Genomic DNA, 22,278 nt, shown 5'->3' with positions numbered 1-22,278 from the left:
CAGCCGACCGACCGGCCATCACCATCACCCGCACCGCCACCGCCCAGAACGGTCACCGCCGCCATCCCCACCCCGCAGCGACCACAACCCAACCCCTCACCCCAACGGTGAGATCTCCACGCGACCAGACCCCACCTAGCTAAGGTGACAGAAGGCGACCAGGAGGCAACACATGGCCCAGCACCCCTTCAGCGAAATGCCCCGCTGGCAGCAGATCGGCACCCTCGTCCTGGCACCCGTGGAACTGATCCTCACCGCGACCGCAGCCGTCGACCTGGCCCGCCGCCCGGCCGCCCAGATCCGGGGCCCCAAGGCGCTCTGGTGGCTCGGCATCCTCGTCCAGCCGCTCGGCCCGGTCGCCTACCTCAAGTGGGCCCGCCGCCGCTGACCCGGACACCCACCGGCGGGTGGTCAGCCGCCCATGGCCCGCCACCGGGCCAGGTTGTGCTTCGCGTCGACCAGGGCGTCGTGCCGGCCCTCCGCGGTCGGCAGGGGCGGGCGGCCCAGGTCGTCCCACTTCTGGCGCAGGTCCTTGGTGAAGCGGGGGATCTCGCGCGGCAGGGCCGGCATCGCCCCCCACAGCTGCGCCAGCGCCACGTGGTCGTACGCCGCGTACCAGGCCCAGAGCTCGATCTGCTCGTCGCGCCCCTGGATCGGCTCGCGCATGAACTCGTACAGGTCGTCGCGGATGCGCTCGCGGGAGCGCCACGCGGGGTCCGCCGGGGACGGCAGCTTGTCGAGCACGTTGCGGCGGACCCAGGGCACGGCCTTGGAGTCGTCGAACTGGGTGGAGACCGCGTAGAACTCGCGGCCGAACTCGTCCACCATGCCGATCGAGACCAGGTCGACGGTGCGCCCGTCCTCGATGAATTCGCAGTCGTAGAAATACCGGTAGGCCATCGCCGACATCCTTGCCTATGGCGTGCCGGTGGTCTCCGCCAGGGCCCGCCTCGCCAGCTCCAGCGCCTCGCGGGCGCCCTCCTGCTCGCCGTGGGTCAGCCGCCGCGCCGACCAGTCGGCCTGCACCGCCCAGCGGAAGCGCAGCAGGACGGGCAGGGCCGCGTGCAGTTCGTCCTCGGCCACCGGGCCCGCCGCCAGGTAGCCGTCCAGCAGTTCGGCCGAGGTGTCCTCGCCGCCCGCGTAGACCACGGCCGCGGCCACGTCGTAGAGCAGCGGTCCGGTGCCGCTCGCGCCGCAGTCGAGCAGGCCCGCGCGGCCGGTCTGCGGGTCGACCAGGAAGATCTCCGGCGCCGGGTCGCCGTGCAGCACGCCGTAGGTCAGCCGGTCCGTGACCGTCAGCCTGGTCATCGCCGTCACCGCCTCGGCGACCGCCGGGCGCAGCCAGCGTTCGATGGCCAGGTGCGGCGCCTCCGGGTCCAGCAGGTTCCAGCGGCGCAGGCCCGGGTGGTGGAAGCCTTGCAGCCGGCGGTGCACCGCGCCCAGCCGGTCGCCCCAGAACTGCTGGTCGACCGGGTCGCGGCCGTCGAGGGTACGGCCGGGCGCGCGGCGCAGCACGGCCAGCGCGCCCGCCGGGGTCTCCGCGGTGAGACCACCGGCCAGGGTACGGACCGGCTGGCCCGCCTCGATGCCGGTCCCGCGCAGGTGTTCGGCCGCGGCCAGCCCCGCCTCGACGGGCTGGCGCGCGGCGGGGTCGGCCAGGCGGGCCACGAAGCGTTCGCCGCCCGCGGTCACGTCCCACCCGTGCGAGAGCAGGCCCCCGGGCAGCGCCGTGATCTCGGCGGGCACGAGGTGCCACTGGTCGCGCAGAGTCGATCGAAGCAGGTCGTCATCCGGCACGGCGGCGATTATCCCGGTACCTACCGTAATGACGACGGACACCGTGGGCGATGGTCACGCGGGGCGATTGAAGGGTGTACAGATAGCTACTCGCGCGGGATGATCGTAAGCGTCTGCTGGATGTATCAAATGGCGTGGACAGCGCTCTTCATGCTAAGAGTGATCGTTCGCGTCGTGGGGCCGGCGCCGGACAACTGTGTCCACGGGGGTCCCGATCGGGGAGGGACTGACCGTGGATCATCGACTGGCAGAGCAGGGAGACGCGCTGACCGGCGTGGAGATGTTCGCCGGGCTGGAGCCGGACGTCCGTCAGCGGGTCATCGCGGCCGCCGTGCCGCGCACCTACCGCAAAGGTCAGATCCTCTTCGTCGAGCACGACCCCGGCGACTCGCTGATCATCCTGCGCCGCGGCGCCATCGCGGTCTTCCGCACCGCCCCGACCGGCGAGCGCGCCGTGCTCACCGTGGTCCGCCCGCCCGACGTGCTCGGCGAGGTGTCCCTGCTGGACGCGCTGACCCGCTCGGCGTCCGCGGAGGCGATCGAGGACAGCCAGGCGCTCGCCCTGTCCCGGGTCGCGTTCATCGACCTGGTGCACTCCAACCCGCGCATCCTGGACGCGGTGATGCGCTCGGTGGGCGCGCTGATCCGCCGGCTCACCGAGCAGAACGCCGACCACGTCTTCCTCGACCTGCCCGGCCGGGTGGCCAAGACCCTAGTCCGGCTGGCCGGCGAGAGCCAGGCGCCGATGATCACCATCGAGCTCAACCAGAGCCAGCTCGCGGAGATGGCCGGCGGCTCCCGGCAGAGCGTCAACCAGGCGATCGGCTCCTTCGCCAGCCGCGGCTGGCTGCGCACCGAGGGGCGCCGCATCGTGGTCACGGACGTCGCGGCCCTCCGCCGCCGCGCCGGGATGGCCGACCGCTAGAAAGGTCGCCTAGCCTTTTTCGGCGCCCTCGACACCGACGGGCGCAGTCCGGCTCTGGGGGGTCGGGGCCACGATCGCGGTCTTGAGACTGGCGGCGTAGACGTCCACGTAGGGGCGGCCGGTCAGCGTCATCAGCTCGTACATGATCTCGTCGGTGACCGCGCGCTCGACGAAGCGGTCGCCGACGCTGCCCGCGTACCGGGAGAAGTCGAGCGGGGTCCCGAAGCGGATGCGGACCCGCTTGATCGTGGGGATCAGCCGGCCGGTCGGCTGGATCTCGTCGGTGTTGAGCAGCGCGACCGGCACGACCGGCGCGCCGCTCTCCAGGGCCAGCCGGGCCACCCCGGTCTTGCCGCGGTAGAGCCGGCCGTCCGGCGACCGGGTGCCCTCCGGGTAGATGCCCGCGATGCCCCCGGCGCGCAGCACCCGCAGCTGGGTGTCCAGGGCCGCCCGGGCCGCCTTGCCGCCCGAACGGTCCACCGGGATCGTCCCCGTGCCGACGAAGAACTGTCGCATGAGCCAGCCTTTGATCCCCTTCCCGGTGAAGTACTCCGCTTTGGCGACGAACGTCACTCTCCGCTTCACCATCAGCGGTGTGAAGATCGAGTCGGAGAAGGAGAGGTGATTGCAGGCCAGGATCACCGGCCCGGTACGGGGAATGTTCTCCAGCCCCTCCACATCGGGGCGGAAGAGGCATTTCAGGACAGGTCCCAGCACGACGTACTTGAGCAGCCAGTAGAACACCGGTGTCCCTTCCCGCGCGCCACGGTCGTGCGGCAAGCGAAAGCGTACGAAGCAGGAGCGGCACGCCACAACGCACTCCCGGAACCGGCATGTCACGTGTCACCATTCAAGGCACGGTCGACCGGGCGCGAGCCGCCCGGGGACCGGATCCGCCGGACGAGGCGGGCACAGCGCGCCACAAGCGCGCAGCGAGGAGTGAGCAGGGTGTCAGCGGGTGGCGCCCGCCGCGGGCGGCGGGACAACGGGCTCGACGCGGCCGACTACGCGGCCGCGGGCGACGTGGATCCGCGCGTCGGTGAACACCTCCTGGACGTGCTGGCCGCCGGCGGCATCGCCGCGTACCTGCAGCCGTCGGCCGACCTCAACCCGATCCTGCGCGCCACGACCTTCCCGGCCCGGCCCACCGACCGGCTGTACGTCGACCGCACCCACCTGGCCATCGCCCGCGAGCACCTGCACAAGCTGACCGGCGGCGCCGGGCCGACCCCGGCCGCGCCCCGGCCCGAGGCCCGCACCGATCAGAGCACCGTGGACGCCGAGTGGGCCAAGATCGTCGCCGGTTTCCACGCCCCGGTGGACCCGACCGCACCGCCGTGGCCAGCCGCCGAGGGGGTGGATCCGACCCGCGCGCCGGACCCCCCGCCCAGCGACCCGCCGGAGCAGCCGCGCCAGCCGGGCGGCAAGCTGCCGTCGGCCGCCGACTTCTCGGGCGTCTCGCTCAACCGCCGCCGCACCGACGAGCCGTCCCTGCTGGACGGCCTGGACACGTTCGGCACCGGTACGGAGGACACCGGCGACGGCGAGGACGACGAGCGCTACACCCCGCCACCGCCGCCCCCGCTGCCGCACATCTCCAAGTACGCGATCGCCGGCGTGCTCGGCGTGGTGCTCGGCTTCGTGCTGTTCCTGTTCCCACGGCTGTTGCCGATCGAGCGCGACTTCGTGACGCTGATCGGGTTCACGGCGATCGTGGGCGGCGCGGTGACGCTGGTCTGGCGGCTGCGCTCGGGCGAGGACGACGACGACTTCGACGACGGCGCGGTGGTCTGACCGGCCCCGGCCAGGGACATAGATCACTGACGTTGTTTCGCTGGGTAGCCATCGCGTAACCTTTCGTGGATGCGCCAGAGCTCGCTCGTGGTCGTCGCCAACCGACTCCCGCTCGATGACAGCGCCGCCCCGGACGGCGCCTGCGAGTGGCGGCGCAGCCCCGGCGGCCTGGCCAGCGCCCTGCACGCGATCCTGCAGCAGACGCCGGCCACCTGGATCGGCTGGAACGGCGGCATCGACAGCGCGCCCGTCCTGCCCGACATCGGCACCCTGCGGATCCGCCCGATCGCACTGTCCGAGAAGGAGCTGCGCGGCTACTACGAGGGCTTCGCCAACTCCACCCTCTGGCCGCTGTACCACGACGCCGTCGAGCAGCCCGTGTTCCACCGCGACTGGTTCCAGACGTACCGGGACGTCAACCGGCGGTTCGCCGAGGCCGCCGCCGAGGTCGCCGAGCCCGGCGCGGCGATCTGGGTCCAGGACTACCACCTGCAGCTGGTCCCCGGGCTGCTGCGCGAGCTGCGGCCGGACGTCCTCATCGGGTTCTTCCTGCACGTGCCGTTCCCCCCGCCCGAGCTGTTCATGCAGCTCCCCCGCCGCACCGAGCTGCTGACCGGGATGCTCGGCGCGGACCTGGTCGGCCTCCAGCGCCCGCAGGCCGCGCACAACGTCGCCCAGCTCGCCACCAAGCTGCTGGGCGCGCAGGCCACCGACGACCAGATCACCCTGGACGGCCGGGTGGTGCGTACCGGCGCGTTCCCGGTCTCGATCGACGTCAGCGAGATGGCGGCGCTGGCCGCCCGGCCCGACGTCGTCAAGCGGGCCGCGAAGATGCGCGCCGACCTGGGTCAGCCGCGGCGGGTGCTGCTCAGCGTCGACCGGCTGGACTACACCAAGGGCATCGAGCACCGGCTGACCGCGTACAGCGAGTTGTTGCGGGACGGCCGGGTCAAGGTGCGCGACACCGTCATGGTGCAGGTGGCCGTGCCGAGCCGGGAACGCGTGGACAGCTACCGGGTGCTGCGGGACCGGATCGAGGGCGAGGTCGGGCGGATCAACGGCGAGTACGGAAGGGTCGGCGAGCCGGCCATCCACTACCTGAACCAGCCGTTCGACCGGGCCGACCTGGCCGCGCTGTACCTGACCGCCGATCTCATGGTGGTCACGCCGCTGCGCGACGGCATGAACCTGGTCGCCAAGGAGTACGTGGCCGCCCGCGCCGACGGCACGGGCGCGCTGGTGCTCAGCGAGTTCGCCGGGGCGGCCGCCGAGTTCGAGCACGCCTTCCTGGTCAACCCGCACGACGTGGACGGGCTCAAGGCGACGCTGCTGAGCGCGATGGGGGCCGAGCCGGCCGACCTGCGGCGCCGGATGCGGGCGATGCGGGAGCACCTGTCCGGTCACGACATCCTGGCCTGGGCCCGGGCGTACCTGACCGCCCTGGACCACACCGGGCGGCTGGCGGCCGGCCTGCTCCGGTAGGCCGGCGCTGGCGCCTGACGAACATGTTCGCTACGATCGCGTTATGAGCCCGCGCCGCGTCCCCGTCAGCCGCCGTGACCGTCCGGCCAAGGCCCCGCTGAGCCGCGAGGGCCTGGTGGCCGTCGCGTCGGCGATCATGCGGGAGGAGGGCCTGGAGCGGGTCACGATGCGCCGGCTGGCCGCCGAGCTCGACACCGGCCCCGCCTCGCTGTACGTGTACGTCCGCAACACCGCCGAGCTGCACGGCGCCCTGCTCGACGAGCTGCTCGCCGGCCTGCCCCGGCCCGGCGAACCCACGGCCGGCCGGTGGCGGGACGAGCTGATCGACCTGCTGTACGCGTACACCGTCCTGCTGTACGGCTACCCCAGCCTGGCCCGCTCGGTGCTCACCCTGCGCCCGTCGGGACCCCGGTACCTGCGGCTCATCGACACGATCCTGGGACTGCTGCACGCCGGGGGCGTACCGGTGCGGCAGGCCGCCTGGGGTGTCGACCTGCTGCTGCAGCACGCCACCGCGACGGCCGCCGAGCAGGGCAGCCGCCGGGAGGCGGTGGACGCCGCGGACGAGGAGGAGGACCTCGCGGCCGCCGTCCGGGCGGCCGACCCGGGGGCCCATCCGCACGTCGGGCGGGCCCGCGACGAGCTGTTCTCCGGCACCGGCGAGCAGCGGACGCGCTGGGCCTTCGCCTCGATCATCCAGGGCCTGAGCACCACCGCACCCGGCTCCTGATCCCCCGCTCCGCACACCCTCACCCCCGCATGCCCAGGACGAACGCGTTCGTCACGAACTAGTTTTCCAGGAGGAACGTCATGACCACTCCCACCATCTCCATCGTCGGCGCGGGACTCGGCGGGCTCGTCCTCGCCCGCGTCCTGCACCGGCACGGCATCCCCGCCACCGTCTACGAGCTCGACGAGTCCCCGGCCGCCCGCACCCAGGGCGGCATGCTGGACATCCACGCCGAGAACGGCCAGGTGGCCCTGGAGAAGGCCGGCCTGACCGCCGAGTTCCGGTCGATCATCCACCCCGGCGGGGAGGCCACCCGGGTCCTGGACCAGCACAACCGCCTGCACTTCGCCGAGACCGACGACGGCGACGGCGCCCGCCCCGAGGTCGACCGTGGACAGCTGCGCCGGATGCTGCTGGACTCGCTGCCGGACGGCACGATCCGGTGGGGCAGCAAGGTCACCGGCGCCGAGCCGCACCAGCTGCGCCTGGCCGACGGCACCACGGTCGCCACCGACGTGCTGGTCGGCGCGGACGGCGCCTGGTCGCGGATCCGGCCGCTGGTCTCCGGGGCCCGCCCGGCGTACGCCGGGGTGTCGTTCGTCGAGATCGACCTGCACGACGCCGACGCCCGGCACCCCGGGCCGGCCGCGGTGGTCGGGGCCGGCATGCTGTTCGCGCTGAGCGCCGGCCGGGGCTTCCTGGCCCACCGCGAGACCGACGGCAGCCTGCACGTCTACGCCGCGCTCACCACGCCCGCGGAATGGCTCTCCACCGTCGACTTCGCCGACCCCGACCGGGCCCGGGCCGCCCTGCTGGAACAGTTCGCCGGCTGGGCGCCCGAGCTGCGGGCCCTGATCACCGAGGCCGACGGCCCGCTGGTCCCCCGGGCGATCCACGCCCTGCCGATCGAGCACCGCTGGGCCCGGGTGCCCGGCGTGACCCTGCTCGGCGACGCCGCGCACCTCATGTCGCCGTTCGCCGGCGAGGGGGCCAACCTGGCCATGCTCGACGGCGCCGAGCTCGGCGAGGCCATCGCCGCGCACCCCGGCGCCATCGAGGCCGCGCTCACCGCCTACGAGCAGGCGCTCTTCCCGCGCAGCGCGCAAGCCGCCCGGGAGGCCGCGGACAACCTGACGCTGTGCTTCGACGCCGACGCGCCACGCAGCCTCGTCGACCGGTTCGCGGCCTACGCCACGGCCCGGTGACCGGTCAGGCCGCCAGCTCCTTGGTGAGCCAGTCCAGAATGGCGTCGATCGGCTCCGGCCAGCTCTCGTCCAGCATCAGGTCGTGGGCCATGCCGGGGAACAGCAGCGGCGCGCCGCCGTGCCGGGCCGCCGTACGGTCGAGCGCCTTGCGCGGCACCACCCGGTCGTCCGGGCTGCCCACCACCAGCACCGGCGGGTCACCGACCGGCGCGGCCGGCGGCGTCGCGAACAGCACCTGCCGGTAGACGCGGGCCGGGGTGGGCACCAGCCGGGCGTGATGGGCGGCGGCGGCCGCCTGCCCGGCGCCGAACAGCTGCCTGCGGCTCAGCCGGGGCGCGGCGCCGAAAAGAGCGGGCAGCGTGCCGAACGGGTTGGTCCGCAGCGCCGCGCCCAGCGCGGACCAGCCCTCCGGCACCGGCGAGGCCAGCACCGCGGCCCGGGCCGGATACCGCGCGAGCGCATGCGCCACCACGAGCGCGCCCGCGCCGTGGCCCAGCAGCACGGCCTGCCGCGGCAGCGACGCCGCGACCTGGACCACGTCGTGCACGTAGGCCCGCAGCGACCCGTCCGCCCGCGGGCTCACCGAGTACGCCGCGAAGCCCCGCGCCGCGGTGTGGCCCAGCCAGTGCTCGGCGAACGCCCACGCCCCGTGCCCCAGCCCGGGCACGAACAGCACGGGTGGCTGGTCGCCGGCCGGCTCCGGCACGGCGCTGAGCACCTCCCGGGCGACCGGCGGCACCGGCGACGTCCAGTCCGCGAACCGCAGAACCTGCGAACTCGCCCTCATGCGGGCTCCATCTGGTGCAGAAGATCCTCGAGGGTACGCAGATAGTGCGTGTGGCTGACCTCGAACCAGTGCCGCGAGGACGGCACCACGCGCAGCCGGGTCCACGACCGCAGCGGCCGCGCCGACTCCCGCTGCTGCACCGCGGCCGCGCGTACCGGATCGCTCAGCCGCAGCCGCAGCCAGCGGGCCACCGCGACGCTCTGCCAGTGGGCGAGCGGGAACAGCCCGGCGTCGGCCTGCACCAGCCCGATCACCGCGAGCGTCGGGTGCTTGCGGGCGAACGCGTGCAGGTGCAGGTCCGGCTTGCCGTCCGCGTCGATGTCGAGCAGCTCGGGGGCGAGGAACTCGAACCGGGGCAGGTAGCCGGTCGCCGTGATGACCAGGTCGGGCTCGACCCGCCGGCCGTCGGCCAGCTCCACCACCGTGCCCTCCAGGCGGGTCACGTCCGGCACCGGCGTGATCCGGCCGTGGCCCAGGTAGTAGACGAGCTGGCTGTTGACCACCGGGTGGCTCTCGTACGGGCGGTGGTCGGGCGCGGGCAGGCCGTACCGGGTGAGGTCGCCGACGGTGAGCCGCAGCGTGCGCCGGAAGATCCACTGGCGCAGCCGCAGCGGCAGGCGCAGCTGGAGCATCTTGTCGTTGACCTGGTCGGCGGGGCGGCCGAAGACGTACTTGGGGGCGTACCAGTAGCCGCGCCGGGTCGAGTGCCACACCGTGCTCGCCTGCTGCGCCGCCTCGACCGCGATGTCGCAGCCGGTGTTGCCGCCGCCGACCACCAGCACCTTGCGCCCGCGCAACTGCGCCGGGTCCTTGTACGCCGACGCGTGGATCACCTGCCCGCGGTACTTCGCCGTGTCCACCGGCAGCGGCTTGGGGAACCAGTTGTGCCCGTTGGCGACCACGACGGCCGCGTACCGCTGGACCCGCTCGGCGCCGCCGCCGGTGCTGCGCGTGGTGACGTCCCACCGGCCGTCGCCGACCGGCGACACGGCCACGACCTCGGTGCCGAACCAGATGCTGTCGCCCAGCCCGAAGTGCTGCGCGTAGCGCTCCAGGTAGCTCAGCAGCTTGCTGTGGTGCGGGTAGTCCGGCCAGTCGTCGGGCATCGGGAAGTCGGGGAACTCGGTGAGCGGGCGCGACGAGATCAGGTGCGTGGAGGCGTACACCGGGCTGCGGTCGTGCCGCCAGTTCCAGGCGCCGCCGACGGAGGTCTCGCGTTCGTAGCAGTCGACGGCGAAGCCCTGCTCCCGCAGGTTCTTGATGGCGGCCAGGCCGCTGCCGCCGGCGCCGATCACGCAGACCGCGTCGTGCCGGTCCGCGATGTCAGGGGTGTCGGGCACCCGGAGATGATCGCAGAAGTGAGACTCACTCGGAAGGCAGGGACAGCTCCGCGAGAACGGGCAGGTGGTCGCTCGCCCGGCGGGCCTGGTCGGTCTCCACGACCTCGTACCGCTCGACCGCGATGTCGGGCGAGACGAAGAGCCCGTCCAGGCGCAGCCGGGGCAGGGTGGCCGGGAAGGTGAGCGCGGGCGAGACGGCGCCGGCGGTGTCGGTCAGGCCGTCGGCGACCGTACGCCAGGCGCCCCCGCCCGGCCCCTCGTTGAGGTCCCCCGCGGCGATCAGTGGACCCTCGACCGCCGCCAGCGCTTCCTTCCAGCGGGCCGCCTGGTCCGGCCGTTCCCCGGCGTCGGTGGCCAGGTGCGACCCGGAGACGGTGAACCGGGCGCCGCGCACCGAGCAGCGGGCGAACGCGGCGCCGCGCAGGTGCCGGCCGGGCGTCAGCGGATAGCGCAGGCACCACTGCTCGTGCACGCGTACCCGCAGGCTGACCAGCAGCAGATTGCCCAGGGAGGGCAGCCCGCCGGCCGCCACCACCAGTCCGAAGTCGTCGGCCAGGGACGCGCACTTCTGCCGCCACCGGAACCGGCGCGGCGCCTCCTGCACCACCACGACGTCCGGGGCGAGGTCGCGGACCAGCCCGGTCAATGCCGCCCGGTCGTCACGCAAGCCGTGCACGTTGTAGCTCAACACCCGCAGCGGGACCCCGGACACGCGTTCTCCTCGTCGCTGGTCAGATACGTCGGGCGAGATCAGCCGCACCGAGCACCCCGGCCGTGTTGCCGGTCTCTGCTGCCCGGATCTCCGCGACCGGAAACCGGCCACGCTGTGCCAATTGATCCCGGTACGTCCGTTCGGTGGGTCCCATCAGCAGCTCCCCGGCGTCGATCACGCCCCCGCCGACCACCAGCACCTGCGGGTCGAAGACCTGGGCCAGGTCGGCCATCGCGACCCCCAGCCAGTAGCCGATCTGCGCGAACGCGTCCCGGGCCACGCTGTCCCCGCCCCGCGCGGCCTCGGTGATCATCCGGCCGCTGATCGCCGCGGGGTCGCCCCCGGCGAGATCCAGCAGCTGCGCCGCCCGGTCGGGCTCCTGGCGCGCGCCGGCCTGCGCGAACCGGACCAGGGCGTTGCCGCTGGCGTACTGCTCCAGGCAGCCGAGCCGCCCGCACCCGCAGGGGTGCCCGTCGTTGACCGACTGGATGTGCCCGAGCTCGCCGGCGATGCCGTTGGCGCCCCGCCACAACCCGCCGTTGATCACGATGCCGCCGCCGATCCCGGTGCCCACGGTGATCATCACCATGGAGTCGTCGGCGTGCCGCGCGGCGCCGTACCGGAACTCGGCCCAGGCGGCCACGTTGGCGTCGTTCTCCAGCACGGTGGGCAGCCCGACGGCCTTGGCGACGTGGTCCCGCACCGGCTCGTCCCGCCAGGCCAGGTTGGGCGCGAACAGCACGGTCGCCCCGGCCGCGTCGATCCACGCGGCGGCGCCGATCCCGATCGCCTTGGCCTCGGGATAGGCGGCGGCCAGCTCGGCGGCCACGGCGACGATGGTGTCCCGGGTGCCGGCCGGATCGTCCGCCGGCGTCTCCCGCCGGGTCTGGGCGAGCACCACGCCGAGATCGTCCACCACCCCGCCGGCCACCTTCGTCCCACCGACGTCGACTCCGATGGTCAGCGTCACGCTGCCCGTCCCCTCTGTTGTGTCACACCGGGTCGCCGGCCCGGGCTCCGTCGCCCGGCCCGGCACCACGGTCCTCGGCCGCCGAAGCGGCCGGCGCAGTGCCCGGAACATCATGATCCACGCTGGGCGTATCCGCCACGCCGGTATCACCGGCCGTGTCGTTATTTGCGGCGGTTGCCGCCGCCCAGACGTCGGTGGTCCCCGTCACCCGGTTGCCACCGGCCTCACCTTCTCCGGTACGCGCACCGGCTCGCCCAACCGCAGCAGCGGCGTTCCCGCCCTGGTCGGGGTGGGTGCTCTCCGCGCGGTCGGTGGGCGGTCGGGCGGATTCACGGGTGGCGACCGGGGTGGTGGGTCCCGCGGATGCGGCCTCTTGCGTAAGGGCGGCCCCGGCGGATGCGGAACGGTCCGTCTCGCCCGCGGGGGTGGGCCCGGCGGCTGCGGCCGGGTCCGCCGTTCGTGGGGCGGTGGGTCGCTTGGGCGCGCGGGTCGCCGCCGCCCAGGGGTCTCCCGCCGGGCTCCGCGAAGCCCCCGGCCTCGCGCCGGCCCCATCCCCCGCCTGCTCCGCCGTGGCCCCCGGGAGCGCGTCGGTCCGGGCCCCGGCCTGCTCGGCGGCCGTCGGGTTCTGCGGCGCGGCGGCCCGCATCGGCATGGACTTCATCGGTTTCGGCCGGGCCGCACGCGTGGCCGCCGTCCACGGGTCGTCGCCCTCACGGACCTCCCGCTCGGGCGCGGCGCTCTCGGCCGGCCTGGTCGTGCGGGTGGCCGCGGACCACGCCTGGTCCGGCGTCGTCGTCGGTCGCGCCGGCGGCTTGGGCCGGTTCGGCGTGCCGGTCGTACCGCTCACCGCGGCGAAGGCCCGCAGCAGGCTCGCCACCCCGCTGGCGAAGTCGCCGGCCCCGGTGGCCAGGCGCGCCGCCTGCTGCGGGGTCGGGTTCCGGACCGCGGCGATCGCCCGGCAGACCGGACACACGCAGCACTCCGCGCTGCCGGTCGACCATCCGCCCGGCCCGCCGTTCACGTCCCGCCCCGGCTGACCGCCGCCCGCCCGGGCGCCGCCGAGGCCCACGGACGCGTCCCGCAGCCGCTCGTAGGCGGTGTGCCAGTCGAAGCCGAGCTGATCGCCGCCTGGCCGGGCGCCGCCGTCCGGTCCGTCACCCCGTGAGCCGGCGCCCGGCTCGGCCGGGTCGCCGCCCAGGAACTGACCCACGAAGCCGGAAATCATGTCGGCCAGCCCCGAGGCACCCGCCTCGCCGCCGGCCCGGCCCCGGGGATCCGCATCCACGCCGGTCGGCTCCGGCTCACCCGCGTCGCCGCCGGCCGACGGGCCGTGGTCCTTCGGGGTGATGTTCACGCCCGCCTGGGACGCCATGGCGAGCACCGTGGCGAGCAGCCGCTCGGCCTCCTGGCGTGCCGTTCCGATGGGCTCTGCCATGTCCTGCTCCCCTGCTCGCGCGGCCGCCGGGCTGCCCCGGCCGTCCGGCCCGGCTACGCCTTGGCGAGGCTCTCCACGCGGCGCTTGAGCTCCTTCAGCGCCGTATCCATGATCATCTTTTCCGCCTTGCGGCGGAACATGCCGAGCATGCCGATGGAGAGCTCCACCTCCAGCATGTACGTCACGGTGGTCGTTCCGTCGCCGTTGTCGGCCAGGTCATAGGAGCCGTTGAGGGCGCGCTGCATCTTCGACGGCTCGACCAGGTGCCACTCGATCCGCGACAGGTCCTCCGCGTACGCGTACTCCAGCGTGTAGTCGTCGGCCAGCGGCCCGGCGTCGATGACGAACCGCACCTGGGCGGCGTAACCGTCCTCGTACTCCTCGAGCACCTCGACCTGTTTCATCGCGTCCGCCCACTCGGGGTAGCGCGGGAAATCGCAGATCACCGCCGCCACCTGCGCGAGGGGCGCATGGACCTGGATCGACTGCGTCGAGGTGTCCGCCATGGCTGGCAGGCTACCCGGTACGGCCCCCCATCCGGACCACCGGGCACCGCCCGTCGCGGGAAGGTCCCGCTGCCCGCGCCGGTCCCCTTCGGGCGATCTCCGGCCGTTCGCGCACGGACCGGCCGAGTCGCCGATGGGATGTTGTCCGACCGTACGGCTACGATCCGTCACGTGCCAGCCTCAGCCAGCGTCCCCGCGCGCGTCCATCCGCTCGCGGTGGCGGCCCGCCTCATCGTGCTCGCCCTGGTCGCGGCCCTCACCCTGATCGCCACCCGGGATCCCGGGCAGCTCCGCTGGATCGCGTTGCTGCTGGTCGCCGCGCTGCCGGCGCTGCTGGCCCCGGACCATCCGATCGCCGCGCCGATCGGGCGGTTCGCCGAGGCGGCGGTCACCGGGCTGGCCGCCGGGTCGGTCGCCGCGGCCGCCAACGCCACCGGCACCATCGCGACCGGTTTCGGCGCCGAGGCGATCCTGCCGTACCTCGTCGTGCCGCTGCTCAGCGCCGGCCTGCGCCGGCGGGCGACCGAGGGCGCCGCGCTGCTCGGCGTCGCGGCCGTCGCCATGGTGGCCGGTGGAGTGCTCGTCGGCGACGGCGACGCGGTCATCCTGCAGCCCGGCTATCTCGCCGCGTGCGGGCAGTGGCTGGTGCTCGGCGCGATCATCACGTTCGCCGCCGACACCATGCGCCAGCTGATGACCCCGGTGGAGAACAAACCGCAGCCGTACGCGGAGGCCACCCGGTTGCTGACCCAGCTGCGCAGCGTCGCCCGGTCGCTGCCCGGCGCCACCCTGGACCCCGGTGGCATCTCCGAGCACCTGCTGGAGGAGCTGCGCCAGGTGGCCCCCGGTCACCGGGCCGCCGTGCTGTCGGCCAGCGGCGGCGGGCGCCTGGTCGTGCTCGCGCAGACCGGCGCCGAGCGGGTCGACTGGGAGGTGACCCTGGACGCCGACTCGGCGATCGCCGACGCCTGGGCCTCGCAGCAGCCGCAGACCGCGTCGCGCTCGCAGGCCCGGTCGCACCAGGGCGGCGAGGCGTCGTCGCTGGTGGTGCCCCTGGTCGCCGGGGTGCGCACGATCGGCCTGGTGATCCTCGAGGCCGACGTGCCGAACGCGTACCCGTCGGCGGTCGTCGCCCGGGTCACCGAGGTGACCGGGCCGGCCGCGCTGCGGTTGGAGGCGGCGCTGCTCTTCGACGACGTGCGGTCGCTGGCGACCAATGAGGAGCGTCAGCGGCTGGCCCGCGAGATCCACGACGGCGTGGCCCAGGAGCTGGTCATGGTCGGCTACGGCATCGACAACGCGCAGGCGACGCTGCCCGAGGGCGCCGACGAGACGGCCGAGGAGCTGCGCACGCTGCGCGGCGAGGTGACCCGGGTGATCACCGAACTGCGACTGAGCCTGTTCGAGCTGCGTTCCGAGGTGGACCGCAACGGCGGCCTGGCCGCGGCCATCGCCGAGTACGCCCGCACCCTGGGCACCTCCGCCGGCCTGCGGGTGCACTTCACGTTCGACGAGTCCACCGCCCGGCTGCCCGCCGCGACGGAGGCCGAGCTGCTGCGCATCGCCCAGGAGGCGATCACCAACGCCCGCAAACACGCCGGCGCCTCCAACCTGTGGGTGACGTGCACGGTCGACCCGCCGTACGCGGAGATCGAGGTCACCGACGACGGCAAGGGCTTCGCCGATGATCGTCCGGACGGGCGCTACGGCCTTGCGATCATGGCCGAGAGGGCGGAACGTATCCGGGGCCGGCTGGAGATCAGGCCACGACACCCCAGCGGGACAACCGTTGCGGTAGTGCTCGGAACTTCGGCTCGGCGCGATAGCGTGCGGGATAGCGTTTCCGCACCAGAAGGGGAGTAACCCGAGCATGTCGACCAGTCCGATGCCGACGACCCGCACCAAGGTGCTGCTCGTCGACGATCACGACCTGATTCGTAAGGGGCTGCGGCACGCGTTCGAGCGGGACCGGCAGTTCGAGGTCGTCGGCGAGGCCGCCACGGCGGCCGAAGCAGTCCGGCAGGCCGGTGCGTTGCAGCCGGACGTCGTCATCATGGACCTGCGGCTGCCCGACGGCAGCGGCCTCGAGGCCACCCGCGCGCTGCGCAAGAACAACGCCAACATGGGCATCGTGGTGCTCACCATGTACGCCGGCGACGACCAGCTGTTCGGCGCTCTCGAGGCCGGGGCCAGCGCATTCGTGCCCAAGACGGCCCCGGCGGACGAGGTGGTGGCGGCCGCGCGGCACGCCGCCTCGGCCCCGAGCGCGTTCACCGCGGCCGACCTCGCCGAGGCGATGAAGCGGCGGCTGGCGCCGTCCGGCCCGCAGCTCTCGCCCCGCGAGGGCCAGGTGCTGCGCCTGCTGGCCGACGGCATGAGCGTGGCGGGCATCGCCAAGCAGCTGTTCGTCAGCGAGTCCACGGCCAAGACCCACATCTCGAAGCTCTACGAGAAGCTCGGCGCGGCGAACCGGGCCCAGGCGCTGATGACGGCCCTGCGGCTGGGTCTGCTCGAGGCCCCGGACGCTCCCAAGTTCTGATTCTTCCCGGCATCCGCCCGTCGCTCTCGCTGAGGGTGGCGGGCGGATCTGTCTTTCCGGGCATCCAAGGCGCATCTTGGGCGTTTCCGGGCGCTACTTATTTTCAGGCTCATCGAGCAACAGGTGTCACGCCCGAAGAGCGGTTTTCTACTCACCTGCGACGCTGACTGGCCGCCTCAGGCGCGCTTGGCGGTGAGCCGACAGGGCGACGGTGCCGGCCGCCTCAGGCGCGCTTGGCGGTGAGCCGACGGGCGGCGAGATAGGCCTCGCAGCCGAGGCAGAGCCCGAAGGCCGCGTTGAGGAACGCGGCCAGCAGCCCCAGCCCGGCGAACACCGTCCCGACGACCGGCACGCCGGACAGATAGCCCGCCGACGCGACCGCCAGGACGGCGAAGCCGACGAACTGGGCGAAACGCACCGGCGCGGCATCCTCCCGTTCGGCCGGTGGACCCAGGCGGGGCGCGACCACCCAGCGGTAGAGCAGGGCGTACGGCCCACGGCGCGGATCGACGGCGGTGACCGCGAAGACGACGGTCTGGACAAGGGCCAGCCAGCCCCAGCCGGTGACGAGGACGACGACGAGCACCACGGTGGTCAGCACCGCGGCGAAACGCGGCCCACGCGGATCAAGCTGCATGCCGTGAGCGTCGCACGCTTCGCGGCCGGCGTGACGGTGAGTCCCATCACCGCCGCCCGGGTGCGGATTCGCAGTTCAACCACCCTGGGACGGTCCGCGAGGCCGGGTCAGGCGGCCGGGAGCAGATCGCCGAGGACGGCGATGAGCTGCGCCTTGCCCGGTACGCCGGTGGCGCGCTTGACCACCCGGCCGGTGGAGTCCAGCACCAGCAACGTGGGGGTGCGCCAGATGCCCAGCGCGCGGACGGCGTCCAGGTGGCTCTCGGCGTCCACCTCGACGTGCCGTACTCCGGGGAGCAGCCCGGCGACCTCGGCACTGACCCGCCGGACGGCCCGGCACGGCGCGCAGAAAGCCGAGGAGAACTGCAGCAGCGTGGCCGGCGCGGGCTCGACGCCGAGCCGCGCGAGCAGGTCCGGCTCGATGCGCTGCCCCGCCGCGCTCGGATCCCCACTCAAGCCCGGCCCCCTCGAAGTGGGCCCACTCGAAGCCGGCCCACTCGAAGCCGGCCCACTCGAAGCCGGCCCACTCGAAGCGGACCCGCCCGAGGCCGGACCGTCGAACCCCGCGCCGCCCACAGGCCGGCCGGCGCCACCCGCCGGCACACCGGCCGACAGGAGCCGTCCATCAACCCGCCGCCGCCACAGCCCGGCCACCGTCCCCAGCACGAGCACCACCGTGACGACGATCAGGCCGGTGCTGTCCATCCGCCAACTCTGGCACGCCCCGTGCCCCGCGGCGATGTGACCTACGACGCCGCCTGGTACGCGCTGGCCTGCAGATTGAACATCTGCGCGTAGATACCCCCAGCCGCCATCAGCGTCGCGTGGTCGCCCTCCTCGACCACCGCGCCGTGGTCCAGCACGAAGATCCGGTCCGCCTCCCGCACGCTCGCCATCCGGTGGGTGATCAGCACGACCGTCCGGCCCGCGGCCAGTTCCCGCAGCCGCTGGTACACGTCGTGCTCGGCCCGGGCGTCGAGGTTGGCGGTCGGCTCGTCGCAGATCAGCAGCGGGGCGTCGCGGTAGAACGCCCGGCTCACCGCCAGCCGCTGCCACTGCCCGCCGGACAGGTCGGCGCCGTCGGTGAAGTGCCGGGACAGCAGCGTGTCGTACTGCCGGGCGAGTTCCATGACGAACTCGTGGGCGTCGCCGGCCCGGGCCGCGCCCAGCACGCGGTCGGTCTCGACGCTGTGGTCGTACCGTCCGATCGTGATGTTGGTCCGCGCGGAGAGCGGCCACCGGGTGGGTTCCTGCATCACGACCGCGACCTGCTCGCGGACCGTTTCCGGGTCGTAGCCCGACAGGTCCACGTCGTCCCAGGTGATGCTGCCGCGCTGCGGCCGGTAGAGGCCGGCGAGCAGCCCGGCCAGGGTGGACTTGCCGGAGCCGTTCTCGCCGACCAGCGCGATGATCTCGCCGCGCCGCAGGGTCATGTTGACGTCGCGGACGGCCGGGCGTTCGGCGTCCGGGTAGCTGAACGTGACGCCGTCCAGGCGGATCTCGCGCAGCAGCGCGGGCGCGGCCCGGCCCGGCGCCGGCTCGGTACGGGCCTCGGAGAGGTCGCAGAACCCCTGGAAGTCGGCGAAGTAGAGGCCCTGCTCGAAGACCCGGTTGGCGCTGTGGGCGAGCTCGGTGAGCTTGCCGATCCCCATGCTGATCGCGTACGCGGCGGCGCCGCCGACGGCCAGCTCCATCCGGCCGGTCCAGAGCAGCCAGAGCAGCGTGGCGTAGGTCAGTCCGGTGGCCACGCTGCTCAGCGCGGTGCCGATCAGGTTGGTGCGGATCTGCCGGCTGGTGATCCGGATCTCCTCGTTGGTGGAGATGGCGAGCAGCCGCCGCACCTCGGCCAGCAGATAGGCCCGGACGGTGAACGCCCGCAGCTCGGGCGCGGGTTCCCGGGCGGCGAGCAGCTCGGCGAGCATCCGCTGGCGCCGCCACACGGCGATGAGCCGCAGCATCCTCCGGTACCGCAGCCGGCCGGAACGCACGGCGGCCCAGCCGATCGGCACCACGGCGAGCACGAGCAGCGGCAGCAGGACCGGGTGCAGCACCGCCAGCACCCCGGCCGCGGCGGCCAGGCCGATCAGGTTCGTGCCCAGCTCGATGGCCCGGTCGACGAGCTGCTGAGCGGCGTCGATCCCGCGGTCGCGGGCGCGTTCCATGGCGTCGCGCCAGCCCGGGTCGTCGAAGGTGGACAGGTCGACGCGGGTGGTCAGGTCCAGCAGCCGCATCTGCGCGGCTTCGGAGACCTTCGGCGAGAGCCGGCCGTTGGCCGCGGCGGCGGCCGAGCTGAGCAGGCCCCGCGCGACGGCGGAGCCGACGAGCAGGAGCAACGAGGGTACGGCGGCCCGCACGCGTTCCGGGGTGGGGCCGGCGCGCAGCAGCCCGTCGAAGACGCCGACCACGCTGATCATGCCGACCGCGCTGACCACGCCCGCGGCGAGCTGCAGCACCGCGACGGCCACGGTTGTACGCCGGCTGGCCCGCCAGGCCAGTCCCCAGGCGGCGCGCAGCAGCCGGGGCAACCGCCGGAACATCCGCAGGAACGTGGTGTTGGCGGCCTCCTCGGTGCTGGTCAGCCAGTACGGCAGCGCCAGCTCGGCTTCGTCTTCCCGGACCCCTTCCCCACCGCCCGCCGGTGGCGCCGCCGACTCGGTGTCCTGCTGCGACCGCTCCTGCCGGATGGCGTCCTGCATCGACGGCTCCCGTCCCGTGGGCTCTCAGCCGTTCCTACGCCCACCGCACGCAAAGCGTCTATCCACCCACCGGGAGTGACTATTCACTCATCCCGCCCGGCCGCCCCGCAGCAGCTCGTCCAACCGGGCGGCCTTGGTCTCCCACCGCCACTCCTTCTCCACCCACGCCCGCCCGGCCGCACCCATCGCCCGGGCCCGGACCGGATCGGCCAGCAGCTCCGTCAGCCGGCCCGCGATCGCCGGCACGTCGGCGCCGCCGACGACGTAACCGGTCTCCCCGTCCCGGACCGCGTCCGGCGCGCCGCCCGAGTCGCCGGCCAGCACCGGCAGGCCCGTCGCCGACGCCTCCAGATAGACGATGCCGAGGCCCTCCACGTCCAGGCCCGCGCTCCGGGTGCGGCACGGCATCGCGAACACGTCGCCGGCCGCGTAGTGGGCCGGCAGCTCCTCCCAGCGGACCGAGCCGGTGAAGACCACGTCGGACTCCACGCCCTCGGCACGGGCGAGGGCCTGCAGCTTGTCGCGGTACGGCCCCCCGCTCACGATCAGCAGGACCGCGCCCGGCACCCGGCGGCGGATCGCCGGCAGCGCGCGGATCAGCATGTCCTGCCCCTTGCGCGGCACCAGGCGGGACACGCACACGATCACCGGGCGGCCGGCGAGCCCGTACCGGGCCCGGACCGGCGAGCCGTCCACCTCCGGGTGGTACGCCTCGACGTCCACCCCCGGCGTCAGCCGCTCCAGCGTGGTCAGCCCGCGCAGGGCCCGCTCGAGCCGGACCCGCTGGAACTCCGTCAGGTAGGTGACCACGTCGTTGCCCCGCGCGATGCGGCGCAGCAGCCGGCGGGCGCCGGGCAGGGCCGCCCAGCCGATCTCGTGACCGTGGGTCAGCGACACCGCCCGTTCGACGCCCGCCCGCCGGCGCAGCCCGTCCGCGAGCAGGCCGAGCGGCGCACCCGCGCCGAACCAGACGCTGTCGCAGCCGTGCGCCCGGGCGATCTCGGCGGCCCGCCGGGCGACCGCCGGGGTCGGCAGCAGCACCCCGGTGTCCTCGCGGACCACCTCGAACGGCTGCTCGGCGTCGAACGCCGCCGCGCCCTTCCAGGTGGACGCGTAGGCCACCACCGAACCGGCGGGCTGGCGGACGGCCAGGTTGTGCACGAACTGCTGGATGCCGCCCGGCCGGGGCGGGAAGTCGTTGGTGACCAGCAGGGTGCGGGCCATCAGCGCTCCCCGCGGGCGTACGCGCGGGCGGCGGCCATCCGTTCCACGGTGGACGGGTGCGAGGCGTACATGAGGTACTCCCAGGTCGGCGGGTCGGGGTCGGAGAGGTTGACGGTGCCGAGCCGGCGCTGCATCGCCTCGAAGGTCGCCGCGTCGCCGGTCAGGTCGAGGGCGTGCGCGTCGGCCCGGGCCTCGATGCGCCGCGACACCAGCGCCTGGGCCGGGCCGCCGACCAGGCCGGCCAGGGTGACCAGGGCCAGCAGCAGCGCGATCGTGCGCGGCTCGCCCATCGACTCCGTGCCGGCCAGCCGCAGCAGCCAGCCCAGCGAGCCGAGCAGGTAGAGCGCGATCACGGCGGCCGCCGCGCCCAGCGCGCCGATGATCGTGCCGACCAGCACGTCGCCGCGCTTGGCGTGGCCGAGCTCGTGGGCGGTGACCGAGACCACCTCGGCGGGCGTCGCCTCGGTCAGCATCGTGTCGTAGACCACGATCCGCCGGGTCGGCCCGAACCCGGAGACGTAGGCGTTCACGGCCCGGGTGCGGCGCGAGGCGTCGGCGACCAGGACGTCGCGCACCGGTACGCCGTCCCGGGCGGCCAGGCTCATCAGCTCGGTGCGCAGCGGCCCCTGGGCCATCGGGGTGAACTTGTTGAAGATGGGCTCGACCAGCACCGGCAGCACGAACGACAGCAGCACCACCAGCGCGGCCGCGCCCGCCGCTCCAAACGCCCACCACCAGCGCGGCGCGAGCCGGGTGACGGTGTAGAAGCCGAGCAGGGCCAGCCCGCCGATAACCGCGCCGACCGCGTAGGACTTGGCCAGGTCGACCGCCCAGCCGCCCCAGGTCTGGGTGGAGATGCCGTAGCGCACCACGACGGTGTGCCGCCAGGCCGCGAACGGCAGGGTGAGCAGCTCGACGACCAGCACGACCAGGAGTCCGCCGAGGACCGCCTGGGCGATCCAGTGGTCGCCGAACGGGCGCCCGGCCAGCGACACCAGGCGCGCGCCCAGCGGGGTCAGACCCAGCACCAGCGCCCCGATCAGCCCGACCGCGAGCGCGGCGTACGAGCCCGGCCGCAGCTCGGCGTGGAAGGCCTTGGCCCGCCGCACCTGGTCACCGGGGAGCGCGCGCAGGGCGTCGAGCTGGTCGGCCCGCGGCGCCGGCGGCCGGTGCCACGGGATCACCACGGCCGCGTACGCGATCAGCGCCACCACGAGCACGCCGAGCGCACACGCCGCCCACAGGCGGGGAGTCATCGGGCCATCCTAGAGAGCTGATCACGCCACGTGGCGGCGGCGCGGGTAGAGCGGGACGGCGACCGGCGGCTCCGGGGTCTCCAGCAGCTCCACCTCGAAGCCGGCCAGCTCGAACGTCTCGATCGCCCGCAGCTCGCCGGGGGTCAGGTCGGCGATGCCGTCGGGGGTGTCGTACAACGTGCTGACCAGGCACCCGTTGCATTCATCGGTCCGCTCGGCGCAGCGCCCGCAGTCGATGATCATC

General features: G+C 73.9%; 23 protein-coding genes. 8 read left to right on the top strand and 15 right to left on the bottom strand.

The window, feature by feature from the left end:
• Positions 1-172 precede the first annotated feature (172 nt).
• Positions 173-388 carry a PLDc N-terminal domain-containing protein gene (locus Ani05nite_RS39400; protein WP_239131083.1) on the top strand — a complete coding sequence of 72 codons (216 nt, stop codon included), beginning with the start codon at positions 173-175 and terminating at the stop codon, positions 386-388.
• Positions 389-411: 23 nt separating this feature from the next.
• On the opposite strand, the gene Ani05nite_RS39395 is transcribed toward Ani05nite_RS39400, so the two are convergent.
• Together Ani05nite_RS39395 and Ani05nite_RS39390 are read right to left on the bottom strand one after the other, a co-directional pair.
• Positions 412-900, bottom strand: coding sequence for a polyadenylate-specific 3'-exoribonuclease AS (locus Ani05nite_RS39395; protein WP_203777061.1), 489 nt, complete (start codon positions 898-900; stop codon positions 412-414).
• Between the two features lie 15 nt (positions 901-915).
• A complete protein-coding gene (locus Ani05nite_RS39390; protein WP_203777059.1) occupies positions 916-1,797 on the bottom strand; it encodes a phosphotransferase enzyme family protein in 882 nt (293 codons plus the stop codon).
• A gap of 232 nt (positions 1,798-2,029) precedes the next feature.
• Here Ani05nite_RS39390 and Ani05nite_RS39385 point away from each other — a divergent pair, with 232 nt between their 5' ends.
• Positions 2,030-2,722 (top strand): Crp/Fnr family transcriptional regulator, encoded by a 693-nt coding sequence (locus Ani05nite_RS39385; RefSeq protein ID WP_203777057.1) that lies wholly within the window; start codon positions 2,030-2,032, stop codon positions 2,720-2,722.
• 9 nt (positions 2,723-2,731) lie between these two features.
• On the opposite strand, the gene Ani05nite_RS39380 is transcribed toward Ani05nite_RS39385, so the two are convergent.
• Positions 2,732-3,466, bottom strand: coding sequence for a lysophospholipid acyltransferase family protein (locus Ani05nite_RS39380; RefSeq protein WP_203777068.1), 735 nt, complete (start codon positions 3,464-3,466; stop codon positions 2,732-2,734).
• 204 nt (positions 3,467-3,670) lie between these two features.
• On the opposite strand from Ani05nite_RS39380, the gene Ani05nite_RS39375 reads away from it, so the two are divergent.
• The 4 genes from Ani05nite_RS39375 (at position 3,671) to Ani05nite_RS39360 (ending at position 7,933) form a co-directional block, all read left to right on the top strand.
• The gene (locus Ani05nite_RS39375; protein ID WP_203777055.1) at positions 3,671-4,516 is read left to right on the top strand and encodes a DUF308 domain-containing protein; all 846 of its coding nucleotides are present in this window, start codon (positions 3,671-3,673) and stop codon (positions 4,514-4,516) included.
• 69 nt (positions 4,517-4,585) lie between these two features.
• Positions 4,586-5,998 (top strand): alpha,alpha-trehalose-phosphate synthase (UDP-forming), encoded by a 1,413-nt coding sequence (locus Ani05nite_RS39370; RefSeq protein ID WP_203777053.1) that lies wholly within the window; start codon positions 4,586-4,588, stop codon positions 5,996-5,998.
• Positions 5,999-6,041: 43 nt separating this feature from the next.
• Entirely contained in the window at positions 6,042-6,728 is a 687-nt protein-coding gene (locus Ani05nite_RS39365; RefSeq protein ID WP_203777051.1) for a TetR/AcrR family transcriptional regulator, read from the top strand.
• 80 nt (positions 6,729-6,808) lie between these two features.
• A complete protein-coding gene (locus tag Ani05nite_RS39360; protein ID WP_203777049.1) occupies positions 6,809-7,933 on the top strand; it encodes an FAD-dependent oxidoreductase in 1,125 nt (374 codons plus the stop codon).
• Between the two features lie 4 nt (positions 7,934-7,937).
• Here the strand turns inward: Ani05nite_RS39360 and Ani05nite_RS39355 are convergent, their stop codons facing one another.
• From Ani05nite_RS39355 to Ani05nite_RS39330, 6 genes are read right to left on the bottom strand one after another with little or no spacing between them, the layout of a single operon-like run.
• Positions 7,938-8,720 (bottom strand): alpha/beta hydrolase, encoded by a 783-nt coding sequence (locus tag Ani05nite_RS39355; RefSeq protein ID WP_203777047.1) that lies wholly within the window; start codon positions 8,718-8,720, stop codon positions 7,938-7,940.
• The gene (locus Ani05nite_RS39350; RefSeq protein WP_203777045.1) at positions 8,717-10,060 is read right to left on the bottom strand and encodes a flavin-containing monooxygenase; all 1,344 of its coding nucleotides are present in this window, start codon (positions 10,058-10,060) and stop codon (positions 8,717-8,719) included. Before Ani05nite_RS39350 ends, Ani05nite_RS39355 begins: the two co-directional genes overlap by 4 nt.
• 25 nt (positions 10,061-10,085) lie before the next feature.
• Entirely contained in the window at positions 10,086-10,772 is a 687-nt protein-coding gene (locus Ani05nite_RS39345) for an endonuclease/exonuclease/phosphatase family protein (RefSeq protein WP_203777043.1), read from the bottom strand.
• Between the two features lie 19 nt (positions 10,773-10,791).
• Complete coding sequence (locus Ani05nite_RS39340; protein WP_203777040.1) at positions 10,792-11,742, bottom strand: ROK family glucokinase; 951 nt, start codon at positions 11,740-11,742, stop codon at positions 10,792-10,794.
• Between the two features lie 22 nt (positions 11,743-11,764).
• The gene (locus Ani05nite_RS39335; RefSeq protein WP_203777038.1) at positions 11,765-13,177 is read right to left on the bottom strand and encodes a hypothetical protein; all 1,413 of its coding nucleotides are present in this window, start codon (positions 13,175-13,177) and stop codon (positions 11,765-11,767) included.
• Positions 13,178-13,230: 53 nt separating this feature from the next.
• Positions 13,231-13,683, bottom strand: a complete 453-nt coding sequence (locus tag Ani05nite_RS39330; protein WP_203777036.1) for an SRPBCC family protein — start codon at positions 13,681-13,683, stop codon at positions 13,231-13,233.
• Positions 13,684-13,854: 171 nt separating this feature from the next.
• Between Ani05nite_RS39330 and Ani05nite_RS39325 the strand changes: the two genes are divergently transcribed.
• A complete protein-coding gene (locus Ani05nite_RS39325; RefSeq protein WP_203777034.1) occupies positions 13,855-15,546 on the top strand; it encodes a GAF domain-containing sensor histidine kinase in 1,692 nt (563 codons plus the stop codon).
• Positions 15,547-15,553: 7 nt separating this feature from the next.
• Positions 15,554-16,222: a response regulator transcription factor gene (locus Ani05nite_RS39320; protein WP_023359837.1), complete on the top strand. Its 669-nt coding sequence runs from the start codon at positions 15,554-15,556 to the stop codon at positions 16,220-16,222.
• A 223-nt stretch (positions 16,223-16,445) separates the two neighbouring features.
• Here Ani05nite_RS39320 and Ani05nite_RS39315 read toward each other — a convergent pair whose 3' ends face one another.
• The 6 genes from Ani05nite_RS39315 to Ani05nite_RS39290 form a co-directional block, all read right to left on the bottom strand.
• Positions 16,446-16,859: a DUF4395 domain-containing protein gene (locus Ani05nite_RS39315; RefSeq protein ID WP_203777032.1), complete on the bottom strand. Its 414-nt coding sequence runs from the start codon at positions 16,857-16,859 to the stop codon at positions 16,446-16,448.
• Positions 16,860-16,966: 107 nt separating this feature from the next.
• The gene (locus Ani05nite_RS41685) at positions 16,967-17,314 is read right to left on the bottom strand and encodes a TlpA family protein disulfide reductase (RefSeq protein ID WP_239131082.1); all 348 of its coding nucleotides are present in this window, start codon (positions 17,312-17,314) and stop codon (positions 16,967-16,969) included.
• 290 nt (positions 17,315-17,604) lie between these two features.
• Entirely contained in the window at positions 17,605-19,554 is a 1,950-nt protein-coding gene (locus Ani05nite_RS39305; protein WP_203777028.1) for an ABC transporter ATP-binding protein, read from the bottom strand.
• Between the two features lie 87 nt (positions 19,555-19,641).
• The gene (locus Ani05nite_RS39300) at positions 19,642-20,778 is read right to left on the bottom strand and encodes a glycosyltransferase family 4 protein (protein WP_203777026.1); all 1,137 of its coding nucleotides are present in this window, start codon (positions 20,776-20,778) and stop codon (positions 19,642-19,644) included.
• Positions 20,778-22,034: a M48 family metallopeptidase gene (locus Ani05nite_RS39295; RefSeq protein WP_203777024.1), complete on the bottom strand. Its 1,257-nt coding sequence runs from the start codon at positions 22,032-22,034 to the stop codon at positions 20,778-20,780. The genes Ani05nite_RS39300 and Ani05nite_RS39295 overlap by 1 nt, the downstream gene beginning before the upstream one ends.
• Positions 22,035-22,055: 21 nt before the next feature.
• Positions 22,056-22,277 (bottom strand): hypothetical protein, encoded by a 222-nt coding sequence (locus tag Ani05nite_RS39290; protein WP_203777021.1) that lies wholly within the window; start codon positions 22,275-22,277, stop codon positions 22,056-22,058.
• Position 22,278 lies beyond the last annotated feature (1 nt).

The sequence above is a fragment of the Actinoplanes nipponensis genome (assembly GCF_016862275.1).
Classification (GTDB): domain Bacteria; phylum Actinomycetota; class Actinomycetes; order Mycobacteriales; family Micromonosporaceae; genus Actinoplanes; species Actinoplanes nipponensis.
Note: the sequence above shows the minus strand (reverse complement) of the source record. Positions and strands in the feature narration are given on the sequence as shown.

Coding starts and splice junctions, on each gene's coding strand:
- Ani05nite_RS39295 (WP_203777024.1), bottom strand. CDS start 22,034: ATGACTCCCCGCCTGTGGGCGGCGTGTGCGCTCGGCGTGCTCGTGGTG.
- Ani05nite_RS39370 (WP_203777053.1), top strand. CDS start 4,586: ATGCGCCAGAGCTCGCTCGTGGTCGTCGCCAACCGACTCCCGCTCGAT.
- Ani05nite_RS39300 (WP_203777026.1), bottom strand. CDS start 20,778: ATGGCCCGCACCCTGCTGGTCACCAACGACTTCCCGCCCCGGCCGGGC.
- Ani05nite_RS39335 (WP_203777038.1), bottom strand. CDS start 13,177: ATGGCAGAGCCCATCGGAACGGCACGCCAGGAGGCCGAGCGGCTGCTC.
- Ani05nite_RS39400 (WP_239131083.1), top strand. CDS start 173: ATGGCCCAGCACCCCTTCAGCGAAATGCCCCGCTGGCAGCAGATCGGC.
- Ani05nite_RS39320 (WP_023359837.1), top strand. CDS start 15,554: ATGTCGACCAGTCCGATGCCGACGACCCGCACCAAGGTGCTGCTCGTC.
- Ani05nite_RS39330 (WP_203777036.1), bottom strand. CDS start 13,683: ATGGCGGACACCTCGACGCAGTCGATCCAGGTCCATGCGCCCCTCGCG.
- Ani05nite_RS39290 (WP_203777021.1), bottom strand. CDS start 22,277: ATGATCATCGACTGCGGGCGCTGCGCCGAGCGGACCGATGAATGCAAC.
- Ani05nite_RS39395 (WP_203777061.1), bottom strand. CDS start 900: ATGGCCTACCGGTATTTCTACGACTGCGAATTCATCGAGGACGGGCGC.
- Ani05nite_RS39360 (WP_203777049.1), top strand. CDS start 6,809: ATGACCACTCCCACCATCTCCATCGTCGGCGCGGGACTCGGCGGGCTC.
- Ani05nite_RS39365 (WP_203777051.1), top strand. CDS start 6,042: ATGAGCCCGCGCCGCGTCCCCGTCAGCCGCCGTGACCGTCCGGCCAAG.
- Ani05nite_RS39315 (WP_203777032.1), bottom strand. CDS start 16,859: ATGCAGCTTGATCCGCGTGGGCCGCGTTTCGCCGCGGTGCTGACCACC.
- Ani05nite_RS39355 (WP_203777047.1), bottom strand. CDS start 8,720: ATGAGGGCGAGTTCGCAGGTTCTGCGGTTCGCGGACTGGACGTCGCCG.
- Ani05nite_RS39305 (WP_203777028.1), bottom strand. CDS start 19,554: ATGCAGGACGCCATCCGGCAGGAGCGGTCGCAGCAGGACACCGAGTCG.